This is a genomic window from Enterobacter sp. 01-M-03-SI-ECC, from assembly GCF_047530215.1.
GTDB classification, from domain to species: Bacteria; Pseudomonadota; Gammaproteobacteria; order Enterobacterales; family Enterobacteriaceae; genus Enterobacter; species Enterobacter chengduensis.
The window spans coordinates 1-12,967 of record NZ_JBLKDA010000013.1; the positions used below are offsets into that span (position 1 = coordinate 1).

The window sequence follows — 12,967 nt, forward strand, 5'->3', positions numbered from 1 at the left end:
ACTTTTGCTTTATTAATTGGTTGAGTGGGATAACGCAGCAGTCACATTAATATGATTACATAGGCTGAAAGTGCCCTTTCTATCTTGCACAAAGAGGTGACATTTTAAACTTGCTTTGACAAGCGTAAATCCAGAGGAAATCTGTGCTTGTCAGTTTATGATTGCCCTGGTCAAGGAGCTGCATGTTTAAACGGAGTTTAACGGCGTCTGGTATACTTCAACCTTTTCACGCCCCCGCTGTAAACCTATGGAAATTGAATTAGATAAAAGTTTTAGAGAGCGAATTTTCCATGCTGTCATTTTTGAAGTAACGGCCAATGTTATCATCGCATTGTCACTGGCATGGTTGATGAACGTTTCGGTACTGCAGTCTGGCTCGTTATCTGTGATATCTGCACTTACCGCCACCGCCTGGAATTTTGTCTTCAACAAACTCTTTGACTCCCTGCAGAAAAAACACCGCTTTCAACGTACATTTCTCGTGCGAGCTATCCATGCGGTTGGCTTTGAAACAGGACTTATCGTCACCTTAATCCCTGTGGCTATGTTTATGCTGGATTTAACCCTCACCGAAGCGTTTTTTGTTGAGATTGGTCTTGTGTTCTTTTTCCTGCCATACACGATGCTGTACAACTGGCTATACGATTACCTGCGCTGGACCTTCGTTGGACGAAAGCGATCGGTTATGTAGCCCGTCCCGGTCAGTGATCTGACTGGCTCATGCGTTAGCCAGCACGACCGATACCCCTTTTTCCGATAGCGCATTCAGCCAGCTACGATCGGTATCGTCTTCGACAACAATGGTATTCGCCAGGGACACATCGCCAATCACAAACGAAGACGCGGTGTTGATTTTTTCCGGCGAAGCCAGAACTACCGTCTCGGCGGCTCTGCCGGAAAATGCACGTTTGATGCATGCCTCTTCGAAATCGCCGGTCGTCAGTCCAGCTTCCGGATGGATCCCGGTCACGCCCATAAAGAACAGGTCTGCATGAATATTTTCGATGCCTTCGATGGCCGCCGCGCCGACGGCGACAATCGAGTGTTTGTACAAGCGACCGCCGATCAGAATCACCTCTATAGATGGATGATTAACAAGACCCAGGGCGATGCTCGGGCTGTGCGTCACCACGGTGATACGCAGATCGGGCGGCAAGAAGGTAATCAGCTCCGAGGTCGTCGTTCCTCCGTCAACAATCACCACCTGGCCCGAAGAGATCAGCTGCGCGCCCTTCTGCGCCAACTTTTTTTTGGCATCCATTTTAACGGACTGACGTTCCGCAAAAGGCACAATCGCGGAAGACGACGGCAGCGCCCCGCCGTGAACGCGCTGCAAACGCCCTTCTGCAGCCAGTTCGCGCAGGTCACGCCGAATGGTGTCTTCAGAGACATCGAAGAGAATGCTGAGCGCTTTAGACTGGACCTGACCTTCTGCGCTGAGCTTATCGAGGATCAATTGTTTTCGCTGACTGGTAAGCATCATGATTCCTGATGTTGCATGTTTTATCTTGAAAGTGCACGATAATGCTGTTTATGATAATCACTCTACGTAAGGAGGAACAAACGTGCAATCAAAACGTGCAGATGTACGCATCATTGACAGTGAAATCCTTTCAGATAACTGGTATGTCCTAAAAAAATACACCTTCGACCAGCAGCGACGTGACGGTGAATGGCAGCGTCAGCACCGGGAAGTCTACGATCGTGGGAACGGCGCGACGATTCTGCTCTACAACCGTGATAAACAGACGGTGATCCTGACTCGCCAGTTCCGCTTCCCCGTCTTTATCAACGGGCATGAGGACGATTTAATTGAAGCCGCTGCGGGGCTGCTGGACAACATGGACCCCGAAAGCCGCATAAAAGCAGAAGCGGAAGAAGAGACGGGATTCCACGTTTCAAGCGTGCAGAAAATCTTTGAAGCCTATATGAGCCCGGGCTCCGTTACGGAAAAGCTCTATTTCTATCTTGCTGAGTACCAGCCGAAAGACAAAACCGGCGCAGGTGGCGGGATCAAGGCGGAAGGAGAAGATATCGACGTGCTGGAGATGACGCTTGATGAGGCCTTACGCGGTATTGAAACGGGCAAGATTGTCGACGGGAAGACCATCATGCTGCTTTATCATGTTGCGCTGAAAGGCATTCTCTAGCCTGCCGCGCTCCGGACATCTGCCATCGTGCAGGTGTCTGCGTGTGCTATTCTTGCAGAAGCATGCAACACGGAGAACCGATGATGGCCGACTGGAACCCTTCTCTTTACCTGCAATACGGCGCGGAAAGAACGCGTCCTGCCGCTGAGCTGCTCGCCAGAGTTCCTCTGGATGAGGCCTCGACCATCGTCGATCTGGGCTGCGGGCCAGGAAACAGCACCGCGTTGTTGAAGCTCCGCTGGCCGTCGGCACAGATCACCGGAGTTGATAACTCCCCTGCAATGCTCGAGGAAGCACGCACCGCGTTACCTGACTGCCATTTTGTTGAGGCCGATATCCGCCAGTACAAGCCTGGCAAGCCGCTGAGCCTGATTTACGCCAACGCCTCGCTACAGTGGATACCAGACCATTACGATCTCCTGCCGCACCTTGTTTCTCTGCTGGCGCTGAATGGCGTATTAGCGATCCAGATGCCTGACAACTGGCTAGAACCGACTCACGTAGCGATGCGTGAAGTGGCGCTGGAACAAGACTACCCCGATCGCGGCCGGGAACCTCTGCCGGGCGTGCACGCCTATTACGACATTTTGTCGGAGGCCGGCTGTGAGGTGGATATCTGGCGGACAACGTATTTCCATAAAATGCGCTCCCACCAGGCCATTATTGACTGGGTCAGCGCCACCGGCTTGCGCCCGTGGCTTCAGGAACTGAATGAGAGCGAGCAGAAACGTTTCCTGAAACGCTACCATGAACTGCTGGAAGAGCAGTATCCGCTCCAGGAAAACGGTCAGATACTGCTACCTTTCCCGCGGCTGTTTATTGTGGCTCAGCGTCAGCCCTGAGCGGGGTCAGGAACGGGCCTCTTTGAGCAGCTGCTGGATAACCTTTTCCTGCTGCTCATAATCACCTTCGCCAAAAGCGGTATAGCGCAGCTGGCCTTTGGCATCGAAATAGTAATGCGCTGGCCAGTACTGGTTGCCGAATGCATTCCAGATTTGGTAGTTATTATCCGTCACCACCCGATACGGCAGCTGCCATTTATTGACCGCGTTTTTCACCGAGGCGAGCGGTTTTTCCCAGGGATATTCCGGCGTGTGAACGCCAATCACGACCAGCCCCTGCGGCTGGTACTTCGTGGCCCAGTCTCGCACATGCGGGAGCGTATGCTGGCAGTTGATGCAGTCCCAGGTCCAGAAATCAATCAGCACCACCTTCCCTCGCAGGGATTCAGACGTGACAGGGTCACCGTTTATCCACCCGGTTCCTCCACTCAATGAGGGCAACTGGCTGCTGGGCTCTGTCACCACGACCGGCTGAAGCTTCACCGGCGCGTTCGTCGGTTTCACCAGCGTCAGAAGCCCGGTCTCAAGACGATCCGCGATGCCGTTTGCCCCTCTGAGGAGCGACGTCATCCCTGTGGCGTTGAGCACTACAGCTGCCAGCATCACCACGCCTGCCCCCTGCCGCAGCTTTTCCATCAGCGCCGATTTAGCTCTTAACGGCGCCATCAGCCTGCGGCCTCCTGAAACGAGCAGGCCCAGCATCAGCGCGCATCCGCTGCCGTAGGCGGCGAGCAGCGCGCCCGTCGCAATGGCGGAATGCCCTGCAATATTGATGCTGAATATCGCCCCCAGAATGGGCCCGGCGCAGGGAGACCAGAGCAGCCCGACCGCAAGCCCGGCCAGAAAAGCCGATGCCATACCGCGCGTTTTGCCGCTTCGGGTATTGAGGACATTTCCCGCACTGACGGCCGGGCCTGCAATGCGCTGGGCGAATGACGGAAACATTAAGGCCAGCGCGGCCACGGCGAGGATGATGAGGGCGAGCCAGCGGCCGACGAGGGTTGCCTCGGCGATCCATGCGCTGGCGACGGTGACGACCATCGCCACCAGGGTAAACATCACGATCATCCCCGCAAGCAGGGCCAGAATATGCCGTTTTTGCCCCTGAAAACCGGCGAACAGAAGCGGGATAACCGGGAGCGTACATGGACTGAGCAGGCTTATCATCCCGCCCAGAAAAGCGATTAACAGAAACATAGAAACCTCATGACAGAAGTCCTGCGACGCTGCAGTGAGGCTATTTCATCGTGCGGATGTGTTCAGGATATGTGTAAAAGCGCGGATTTTGTCTGGCTCTGTATCATCCGGGCTGGAAGATACAAAGCCGTACAATTCGCTAACGGCGCGGCAGCGTAATGGCGACGTCGAGCCCGCCTCCGGCCCGGTTCACCAGGTTGAGCTTGCCGTCCAGCTGCGCGGTGAGCTGCGCGGCAATCGCCAGCCCGAGGCCGGTGCCGCCGGTATCGCGGTTGCGCGATGTTTCAACCCGGTAAAACGGCTGCAATACCGCCTCAAGCTCGGCCTCGGGGATCCCCGGTCCGCCGTCCGTAATGTGAATAATCACCTGTGCGGCAGATGAAGCATCAAGAGTAATGACGGCATACTCACCGAACTTCAGGGCGTTATCCAGCAGGTTGGTCATCACCCGGCGAAGCGCCTGCGGGCGCGTAACGATCGGCAAGCGGACGTCGCCTGCCTGAAACTGCACGTTTTTACCGATGTCCTGATAGTCGCTGGCGATGCTGTTGACCCATGCGTTCAGCTCCAGCTTCAGGGTCGTCTCTTCCAGTGATTCTGATGACCGGGCATACGCAATACCCTCCCGCACCAGGCGCGACATGTTATCAAGGTCATTCATGAGCTTGTCGCGCAGTTCAGGCCAATCGGCCATTTCGACCCGCAGCCTCATGCGGGTAATCGGCGTCTGGAGGTCGTGCGAAATGGAGGCCAGGATCTGCGCCCGCTCCTTAAGGTAAGACTGAATGCGTGCCTGCATGGCGTTGAACGCATGGGCTGCCCGCCTCACCTCCAGTGGCCCTTTCTCTGCCATTGGCGTATTGGCCCCCGGGTCGAGGGAGTCTACCGCGCGGGTAAATTGCGAAAACGGCCGCACGACCTGCCGCACGGCAAACCAGGCGCAGGCCGCGAGCAGCAGCAGCTGCAGGATGAGCACCACGGGCAGCCAGCTGGCGACCGGCGGCATGCGCGGGATCAGGTCAATGGTCAGCGGCGAGCCATCGCGTAGGGTAAGGTGCGCCTGGATGTGGGAAACGGCGCCGGGAACGGCGGTGAAGCTGAGCGGATACTCTGCCGCAAGCGTCGCTTTTAGGGTTCGGATAGCATCCTGCGAACGCGTATCCGTCGGCGCTGGGCCAGGCTCCCCCGTACCCAGAATATAGCGATAGTTACCCCGTTCCAGCCGCGACAGCCAGGCGGCGCGTTCGCTGGCCGGTAGTCGGTCTAAAATGGCGACGCTGGTTGCGACGTCGTTTTCCAGATTACCGAGCATCACCGTGCGGGCGCTGTGCATGCGTTCAATCATGACCAGCGTCAGGCTCAGGGCATTAGCCAGCAGCAGGCCGGAAAGCACCACAATCAGCAAACGGGCCAGCAGAGAACGCGGCCAGAACGTCATTCGTTGGCCTCTTTGACGATCACCGGCATGGTAAACACGTAGCCTTCGCTGCGCACGGTTTTGATGTAGGCGGGCGTGCGGGCATCTTCATTCAGGCGCTGGCGAACCCGGCTAACCAGCAGGTCGATAGAGCGTTCAAACAGCTCGGCGTCCCGTCCCTGCGTCAGGTTGAGCAGCTGATCGCGGGTCAGCACCCGCTGAGGATGATCGAGGAAAACGCGCAGCAGGCGATATTCCGCCCCGCTGAGCGCGACAATCATCCCTTCCGGATCGATTAAGTGCCGGGCGACGGTATCAAGTTGCCATTCACCGAACGACACCAGCCGCCCTGCTTCTGTCACCTTTAGATTGGGCGGCATCGTGCGAAAACGTCTCAAAATCGCTTTGATGCGCGCCAGCAGCTCGCGGGCGACAAACGGCTTCACCACGTAGTCATCCGCCCCCATCTCAAGCCCCAGGATCCTGTCCGTCTCCTCATTGCGCGCGGTGAGCATAAGAACAGGCAGATCTTTATATTTGCCGCTGCGCAGCTGCCGGCATAGCGTAAGGCCGTCATCGCCGGGCATCATGACGTCCAGCACCACCAGGTCGATATGCTGTTTATCCAGCACGACGCGCATCTCTTTGCCGTTGGCCGCCCCCGTCGCGCGATAACCAGACTTGCCAAGATAATCGACAATCAGTTCACGGATATCCCTGTCGTCATCGACGACAAGGATATGATCAATATGTTCCACCGAAATCTCCAGACCGAAGGGTAACGTATTGAAAATAGCACATTTCAGAGTTTGTCAGCGTCAACGACGGCCTTGACGAAATCCTGCGGATCTTCCTGAGGCGGATTGTGTCCTACGGTCGCCCCAAAGGTGCGGTGTTCATACTTACCGGTAAATTTACCCGCGTAGGCCTGCGGTGCCGGATGCGGCGCGCCGTTGTTTCCGCCTTCGATGGTGATCGTCGGTACGGTGATGTTCGGCAGGGTGGCCAGCTTTTTCTCGTAGCTGTCGTATTTGCGCTCGCCTTTCTCCAGCCCTAAGCGCCAGCGATAGTTACTGAGCGTCACCGCGACGTGATCCGGATTATCGAGGGATTTAGCGCTGGCGTTAAAGACCGCATCGCTGAATTTCCAGTCAGGCGAGGCCTGCGACCAGATTAAGCGCGCAAAGTCATGCGTGTTTTGGGCATAGCCTTGCGCACCGCGCTCGGTGGCGAAGTAGAACTGATACCACCACTGCTGCTCGGCTTTGGGCGGCAACGGCTGTTTGCCAATCTGCTGGCTGCTGATGAGGTAGCCGCTGACCGAGACGAGCGACTTCACGCGCTCTGGCCATAGCGCCGCAACGATATCCGCCGTGCGGGCTCCCCAGTCATATCCTGCAAATACCGCCTGCCTGATATTGAGGGCATCCATCAGGTTCACCACATCTTTTGCCATGGCGGAAGGCTGGCCGTTGCGCGGCGTTTTTGCTGACAGGAAGCGCGTGGTGCCGTAGCCGCGCAGAGAAGGCACAATCACCCGGTAGCCTTTTGCCGCCAGTGCGGGCGCGACGTCAGCATAGCTGTGAATATCGTAGGGCCAGCCGTGCAGCAAAATAACCGGCTGGCCATTTTTCGGGCCGATGTCGACATAACCGACATTCAGATCGCCAGCGTTAATTTGCTGAGGACGATCGAAGGCCGCGGCGAAGCGGGTGCCGGTGACTTCGGCCTGACAGGACATCACGGTGCCAAGCGAAACGGTCAGTGCGAGGGTTGAGTAAGCGAGTTTGCTAAACATGCTGGTATCTCCGGTTGAGTACAATTCACGGGGATATAACAACACTGCAGTGTATAGCGAATATGTGCGAAAGCGGGTTTATTGCAAGCCTGTGTATGTATGTGGAACGCTGATACAGTGTGATACAAACACAGGCGGATTTGCCTCAAAGGGAGAGGCGATAGCGGACGTAATCGTCGGCTTCACAATATTTATCATACAGTTTGCGTGCCGGGTTGTTCTCCCGGGTGACCCAGTACAGTTTTGACCACCCTTCCCGCTTGCCTTCCTCTATCAGGGCATCGATGAGCGCCCTCCCGGCCCCCGTTCCCCGTTCGTCGGCATCGACAAACAGATCTTCAAGGTAGCAGATGGGCGCCGTTGACCAGGTGCCTTCGTGCAGTACGCACATGGCGAAACCGATGACCTTTTCGTCCTTCTCTACCACGCGGCAGAACATCGACGATTGCGCTGAGAGCGCCCTTTCCCACGTTGATGCGGTGACGGATTCCTCCAGAAAGCAGTCATAAAATTGGGTGTAGCCGTCCCACAGCGGTCGCCATTGGGAATAGTCGTCTTTGCATAGAGGTCGTACCGTAACAGCCATGTGTTCCTCACATTACAGAGTAATCGCCATTTCAAAACAGCGTAAATCAGCCCCGGCCATACGCGAGTGATGATAGTTTTCGCGCAGCGTCACAAATGTCATAACCTCCCCCTTTAACGGCTTTTTAGCCGCATTTCCCGTGCCGATCTGGCAAGACGCTGAGTACGACAATAGAGCGTAAAAAGCACAAAGCCGCTGCTGTTCATCACCACCCGACAAAGTAACAGCGCGAAAGATGCAATGACGAGTGGCCAGAGGCTTCCATCATGAGAAAACAGGATATGTAGAACCTGAACGAGGGTCGTTATCAGCAGGATGATGAACAACGCCATAAAGCCCGACAATCCCGACGTCTTCCCGCGAGCCAGTAGTACGCTTGTCACAATGAGCGCACCTGTCATCGTCAATGATGGTAAGAAAAAGCTCAATGCATGATGTAAAGGTGACAAACCCTGCAACGTACTGAGAAAAGGCAAAAGGTTTAGCGCAAACGCCACTAAAAACAGAGGTAACAGCATAGCTACCGGGTAAGGATTTTGACGCGGAAGCTCACTGAGGGGGCGCGAAAAATACCGTTCCAACTCGGGAGTGGAATTATCCAGAAGGCGAGTATCACGACGAGCAATAGCCTCCTCTATATCTTTACCATGATGCAGGAGATCCTGGAAAACACGTCCGGTTAACAAACTCAAAAACTTCATCAGAATACCGCCAGTGACTGAATGGTACCGATAATGTATTTACCGGTCCGTGGTAAATTACTGGGCGCTGCAATAACGCCGCTCACCGCACTTCCTGCCAATGCTGCGGCACTTGTTACCACTTGCCCAAGTTGTCGAGTGAGTTCTACCTGAACCGGCCCGGTTGGAAAGCGTTTCGGATAAAGACCCGCGCGGATAAGAGCCTTGATTTCTTTGTTGCTTATACCTGGGTTTTGCGCGCGAATTATCAATTCGGTCAAACGAGCTCGATCCTGACGAGGATAGTTTTTTAACCATTCTGTAGCTTTCAAGGAAGATATGGATTTCATTGCACGCCAGGTGGTAACGGCTTCTTTTAATGCCCCTCCTGCACTTGCTAACGAAATTACATCCAGTGATGTGGAGGTGGCGACGTACCATTCTTGCGTATCGAGCCATGCAACATTTCCTCCACCGTTTTCAACCAGATCATAAATACGATAAAGACCGTTAACACATTGTAATCCGGTAGCGAGAGTACCAGCGTAGCCGATAGCCACTAAAACACCACTGCCTCCGGCGGTAAGAGGTGTTGCAGCCGTGCCTGCAAGCATTACACCTCCAGTAATGATCATCGCCCCACAGGATAGTACAGTCGACGCTAGCTCAGTACCCATGGATGTCGATGTCACAGCGTCAGTCAATGATTTACCTACGCTGGAGGTGGATGGCTGCGAGTTCGCTTTCGTTACAATTACGTGGGTTACAATGCCACTTTGACCATTAGGATGACGCTGCCCAGAGCGAACCAGGTAGCGTTGAGTACCATCAGAATAAATGATACCGGCCTGAGCAAATTCGCGATTACAGTCCATGGCGGAACCCAGTGCTTTGAAATCGAAATCTGCCGCCCCTAAACCTGTCATTCGCGCATAATCATAACCGGGTAGATTTGTCTCAGGATTCATTCCAGGCAAAACCATACATTATTCCTTATGTGGGTGGGTAAGTTAACCTAACTAATCTGACAATTGAGTACCCTGCAGAGCAAAATTTTGGTAGTAAATACGTTACAACGCAACTAAATAGAATGTGGTAGAAATGAAAATACCAGAACGCAAATAAAAGCATAACGCCTAAATATGGAGATTCGCGCATGACAATTCCGACGTTGACGACAGAACGCCTGCTGCTAAAACCGCTGGTTGCGGAAGATGCCATCCAGATACAGAAGCTGTATCCACGCTGGGAGATTGTGCGTTATATGGTCTCTTCCGTGCCCTGGCCCTACCCGGATAACGGCGCGGAAAACTATGTCAACAACGTGGCGCTGCCGGATATGGCAAAAGGGATTGCCTGGTTCTGGAGTATCCGCCGCCGCGAGGTGCCGGATGAACTGATGGGCATTATTTGCCTGTACGACGTCGAGGATAACAACCGTGGTTTCTGGCTGGCCCCTGAGTTTCAGGGCAAAGGATATATGCGTGAAGCCAGCATTGCCGCGACGGATTACTGGTTCAACACGCTAAACAAACCCGTATTACGTGCCCCGAAGGCTGCCGCAAACGGCCGCTCGCGTCGTATTTCGGACAGCAGCGGCATGCGGCTTATCAGGACGGAGAAGAAAGCGTACGTCAGCGGCATCCTGGATTCAGAACTGTGGGAGATCACCCGCGACGAGTGGAACGCCCGTCAGGTCAGCTGATAGTGCTTATCCGGCATCAGTCGTTCCGGAATGTTCTCTTCATCGTTCATCTGCAGCAGATCGCGTTCCATCATGTTGCAGATGGCATCCAGCGGCAAATCGTTATTCTCCGTCCCAAACGGGTCCTCCAGCTCTTCCGCCAGCGTGTCCAGCGAGATAAAGGTATAGGAGATTAACGCGGAGACAAACGGCGTCATGTAGTGCAGATCCACAACCAGCGCGAACGGCAGCATGATGCAGAACAGATACACCGTGCGGTGCAAAATCAGCGTATAGGCAAACGGCACCGGCGTTGTCGCAATGCGTTCGCATCCGGAAAGGACGATCGACATATCGTTCAGACGGTTGTTCAGGCTGTGAAACAGGATGTCGGATAGCTGCCCATTACGCCGCCGCACGGCCAGCCACTCCCCCATGATCAGCAAGATACGGTTCGCCGGTGAGTTAGCGTCCATGACTTTACGTAAATCATCCGCAGCAAGATAGCGAGAAAGTTGCTCAGCGTTCAGCTCCCGGCGCAGGGTCATGCGCAGGCAGTTGGCAAAAGCAATCTGCAGGCGGACGAATTCGCCCAGATGCTTATCGTCGGGTAAGGTATTTTTTACCTCGCGAAACAGCGAGCGTGCCGCTATCATCAACTGCCCCCAGAGCAGGCGAGCTTCAACGTAGCGTGCATAGCAGGCGTTGTTCCTGAAACCCAAAAAGATGGCGATCGCCACGCCGAGAATGCTGAATGGCGCCACGGTAAATTTGATGCCCAGCGAGGTATACCAGGGCAGCATCAGGATTACGGCGATAGAAAGCAGAAAGTTGAGCAACAGTCGGGTATAGATTTTAGGAAGTACCGAACCGTGCCAGACAAAAATCAGTTGGAGCCAGTGCTGTTTAGGACGAACAATCATAGTGAGTTTCAGGAAAGGAAAGCGCTCGGCTATTAAACGTGATCCCCCTCACAGTTGCAAGCATGTTAACGAAACATTGAATTTTCTCACCTGTAAGGCAATGACCGCACGGTGCTGCATTTGTTATTAAAAACAGAGCAAATAGTATGTTGTAACTAAAATGAAGGGTGTTTAAACCCGGCCGAAGCCGGGTGACGTCATTAGCAAAGCGGTTTCACCGCAGCGCGCATCCCCTTCAGCAGAATGGCATCGAGGTCCAGCGTGACCTGATCGACAAGACCGGAGACCTGCGTCAGATCCTGTTCCCAGTGCTCGCTCACGCTCAGTACAGCCTGCACAAGGTCACGGGTACTTAACTGCCGATCCCGGTGCTGCGCCCAAAGCTGCTGATAACGTTCCAGCCAGAATGCATCATCCTGCACCGGATAGTTTTCCCCGTTACGCTCCGCGCGATAAAACGCGATGAGCGCCGCTAAGGCAAACGTCAGACGCGGAGGGAGTTGTCCGCTTGCCTTCTGCCCTGCCAGCAGCTGCGGCAGGATGCGGGTACGGTATTTAGTCATGCCGTTGAGCGCAATAGAAAGCAGCTGGTGACGGATGTAGGGATTACGAAAACGCCCTGTTACCGCACGGGCAAAAGATTCCAGCTCGTCGCGCGGCAGATCGAGCACCGGAATGATTTCCTGATAAATCGCTTTTTCGACAAACGCGCAGATCTCCGCATCGTTCATCGCCTCGCCCACCGTATCCAGACCCGCCTGGAAAGCCACCGGCACCAGCGCGGTGTGCGCACCGTTCAGGATGGCGACTTTGCGCGCTTTGTAGGGCTTGATGTCGTCGACAATCAGCACGTTTAACGGATACCGATCGAGACGAAGTTCCTGAGCAAGGGATGCTGGCCCCTGGATAACGAACAGATAGAAATGTTCAGCCGTGTCCAGGAACCCGTCGCGATAACCCAGCTCAGCCTCCAGCGCGGCCGCTTCGTCGCGCGGGAAGCCGGTCACAATACGGTCAACCAGGGTTGAGCAGAACGTGTTGGCCTGATTAAGCCACTCGATAAAAGCGGCGGGTAACGCCCACTCCTGCGCATAGCGTAAGACCAGCTCGCGCAGGGCGTCACCGTTATAGTCAATCAGTTCGCACGGAATGATGATCCAGCCTTTGTCAGCCGCACCGTTGAAGTAGCTAAAGCGCTCATACAGCAGCCGCGTCAGCTTCGCCGGGTAGCTCACCGCTGGCGCATCGTCGAATCTGTCACCCGCGTGATAGCTGATGCCCGCTTCGGTGGTGTTGGAGAAAACAAAGCGCATATCAGGATTGTGGGCCAGCGCCAGAAATGCGTCATAGTCGTCATAAACGCTGATTTCCCGGTTAACGGAGCGAATAAGGCGGGTGTCACTCACCGTCTCGCCCTGCTCGTTCAGGCCACGAATAATCGTCGTGTACAACCCGTCCTGCGTACTCAGCGACGGCGGGAAGTCGCTCTTAATCGGACGGACAACAACCACGCCAGCGTTCAGGTCGGTATGTTCATTTAGCAGGTCGATTTGCCAGTCGATGAAGGCACGCAGGAAATTGCCTTCACCAAACTGAATGATGCGTTCGGGGTACTGAGCACCGGGAAAATCATGACGGTTGAGCGTGTTCACAAGGAGGTTCCTTTTATGATTAGTCATACAGCCTGATA

Annotated in this window: 14 protein-coding genes; 4 read left to right on the plus strand and 10 right to left on the minus strand. The window is 54.7% G+C overall.

What is annotated here, in order from left to right; all coding sequences use genetic code 11:
• Positions 1-247: 247 nt before the first annotated feature.
• Complete coding sequence (locus ACMWKK_RS13270; protein WP_045326268.1) at positions 248-691, plus strand: PACE efflux transporter; 444 nt, start codon at positions 248-250, stop codon at positions 689-691.
• A 27-nt stretch (positions 692-718) separates the two neighbouring features.
• Here the strand turns inward: ACMWKK_RS13270 and ACMWKK_RS13275 are convergent, their stop codons facing one another.
• Positions 719-1,480 carry a DeoR/GlpR family DNA-binding transcription regulator gene (locus ACMWKK_RS13275; RefSeq protein WP_112780240.1) on the minus strand — a complete coding sequence of 254 codons (762 nt, stop codon included), beginning with the start codon at positions 1,478-1,480 and terminating at the stop codon, positions 719-721.
• Positions 1,481-1,565: 85 nt separating this feature from the next.
• Here ACMWKK_RS13275 and ACMWKK_RS13280 point away from each other — a divergent pair, with 85 nt between their 5' ends.
• Both ACMWKK_RS13280 and tam read left to right on the plus strand, forming a co-directional pair.
• The gene (locus ACMWKK_RS13280; protein WP_045326266.1) at positions 1,566-2,150 is read left to right on the plus strand and encodes an NUDIX domain-containing protein; all 585 of its coding nucleotides are present in this window, start codon (positions 1,566-1,568) and stop codon (positions 2,148-2,150) included.
• Positions 2,151-2,233: 83 nt separating this feature from the next.
• Complete coding sequence (tam, locus tag ACMWKK_RS13285) at positions 2,234-2,992, plus strand: trans-aconitate 2-methyltransferase (protein WP_112780308.1); 759 nt, start codon at positions 2,234-2,236, stop codon at positions 2,990-2,992.
• Positions 2,993-2,998: 6 nt separating this feature from the next.
• Here tam and ACMWKK_RS13290 read toward each other — a convergent pair whose 3' ends face one another.
• The 7 genes from ACMWKK_RS13290 to ACMWKK_RS13320 all read right to left on the minus strand — a co-directional run bounded on the left by ACMWKK_RS13290 (position 2,999) and on the right by ACMWKK_RS13320 (position 9,653).
• On the minus strand, positions 2,999-4,189 hold the full coding sequence (locus ACMWKK_RS13290; RefSeq protein WP_045326264.1) for a cytochrome c biogenesis protein/redoxin: 1,191 nt from the start codon (positions 4,187-4,189) through the stop codon (positions 2,999-3,001).
• A 139-nt stretch (positions 4,190-4,328) separates the two neighbouring features.
• Positions 4,329-5,627, minus strand: coding sequence for an ATP-binding protein (locus ACMWKK_RS13295; RefSeq protein WP_112780241.1), 1,299 nt, complete (start codon positions 5,625-5,627; stop codon positions 4,329-4,331).
• Complete coding sequence (locus ACMWKK_RS13300; RefSeq protein ID WP_112780242.1) at positions 5,624-6,364, minus strand: response regulator; 741 nt, start codon at positions 6,362-6,364, stop codon at positions 5,624-5,626. The genes ACMWKK_RS13295 and ACMWKK_RS13300 overlap by 4 nt, the downstream gene beginning before the upstream one ends.
• A gap of 44 nt (positions 6,365-6,408) precedes the next feature.
• Positions 6,409-7,404 carry an alpha/beta fold hydrolase gene (locus ACMWKK_RS13305; RefSeq protein WP_112780243.1) on the minus strand — a complete coding sequence of 332 codons (996 nt, stop codon included), beginning with the start codon at positions 7,402-7,404 and terminating at the stop codon, positions 6,409-6,411.
• Positions 7,405-7,549: 145 nt separating this feature from the next.
• Complete coding sequence (locus ACMWKK_RS13310; protein ID WP_112780244.1) at positions 7,550-7,990, minus strand: GNAT family N-acetyltransferase; 441 nt, start codon at positions 7,988-7,990, stop codon at positions 7,550-7,552.
• 113 nt (positions 7,991-8,103) lie between these two features.
• Positions 8,104-8,691 carry a hypothetical protein gene (locus tag ACMWKK_RS13315; protein WP_112780245.1) on the minus strand — a complete coding sequence of 196 codons (588 nt, stop codon included), beginning with the start codon at positions 8,689-8,691 and terminating at the stop codon, positions 8,104-8,106.
• Positions 8,691-9,653 (minus strand): hypothetical protein, encoded by a 963-nt coding sequence (locus tag ACMWKK_RS13320; protein ID WP_045326249.1) that lies wholly within the window; start codon positions 9,651-9,653, stop codon positions 8,691-8,693. Before ACMWKK_RS13320 ends, ACMWKK_RS13315 begins: the two co-directional genes overlap by 1 nt.
• Positions 9,654-9,826: 173 nt before the next feature.
• Here ACMWKK_RS13320 and ACMWKK_RS13325 point away from each other — a divergent pair, with 173 nt between their 5' ends.
• Positions 9,827-10,375 carry a GNAT family N-acetyltransferase gene (locus ACMWKK_RS13325; protein WP_047717709.1) on the plus strand — a complete coding sequence of 183 codons (549 nt, stop codon included), beginning with the start codon at positions 9,827-9,829 and terminating at the stop codon, positions 10,373-10,375.
• Here the strand turns inward: ACMWKK_RS13325 and ACMWKK_RS13330 are convergent.
• Together ACMWKK_RS13330 and ACMWKK_RS13335 are read right to left on the minus strand one after the other, a co-directional pair.
• Positions 10,363-11,277: a bestrophin family protein gene (locus ACMWKK_RS13330; protein ID WP_045326244.1), complete on the minus strand. Its 915-nt coding sequence runs from the start codon at positions 11,275-11,277 to the stop codon at positions 10,363-10,365. The genes ACMWKK_RS13325 and ACMWKK_RS13330 overlap by 13 nt on opposite strands.
• A 200-nt stretch (positions 11,278-11,477) precedes the next feature.
• Positions 11,478-12,929 (minus strand): tagaturonate reductase, encoded by a 1,452-nt coding sequence (locus ACMWKK_RS13335; protein ID WP_112780247.1) that lies wholly within the window; start codon positions 12,927-12,929, stop codon positions 11,478-11,480.
• Positions 12,930-12,967 lie beyond the last annotated feature (38 nt).

Bases quoted from the DNA above. Each gene is read 5' to 3' on its own strand.
- ACMWKK_RS13315 (WP_112780245.1), bottom strand. From the start codon at position 8,691: ATGAAGTTTTTGAGTTTGTTAACCGGACGTGTTTTCCAGGATCTCCTG.
- ACMWKK_RS13320 (WP_045326249.1), bottom strand. From the start codon at position 9,653: ATGGTTTTGCCTGGAATGAATCCTGAGACAAATCTACCCGGTTATGAT.
- ACMWKK_RS13275 (WP_112780240.1), bottom strand. From the start codon at position 1,480: ATGCTTACCAGTCAGCGAAAACAATTGATCCTCGATAAGCTCAGCGCA.
- ACMWKK_RS13325 (WP_047717709.1), top strand. From the start codon at position 9,827: ATGACAATTCCGACGTTGACGACAGAACGCCTGCTGCTAAAACCGCTG.
- tam (WP_112780308.1), top strand. From the start codon at position 2,234: ATGGCCGACTGGAACCCTTCTCTTTACCTGCAATACGGCGCGGAAAGA.
- ACMWKK_RS13330 (WP_045326244.1), bottom strand. From the start codon at position 11,277: ATGATTGTTCGTCCTAAACAGCACTGGCTCCAACTGATTTTTGTCTGG.
- ACMWKK_RS13295 (WP_112780241.1), bottom strand. From the start codon at position 5,627: ATGACGTTCTGGCCGCGTTCTCTGCTGGCCCGTTTGCTGATTGTGGTG.
- ACMWKK_RS13310 (WP_112780244.1), bottom strand. From the start codon at position 7,990: ATGGCTGTTACGGTACGACCTCTATGCAAAGACGACTATTCCCAATGG.
- ACMWKK_RS13305 (WP_112780243.1), bottom strand. From the start codon at position 7,404: ATGTTTAGCAAACTCGCTTACTCAACCCTCGCACTGACCGTTTCGCTT.
- ACMWKK_RS13270 (WP_045326268.1), top strand. From the start codon at position 248: ATGGAAATTGAATTAGATAAAAGTTTTAGAGAGCGAATTTTCCATGCT.
- ACMWKK_RS13290 (WP_045326264.1), bottom strand. From the start codon at position 4,189: ATGTTTCTGTTAATCGCTTTTCTGGGCGGGATGATAAGCCTGCTCAGT.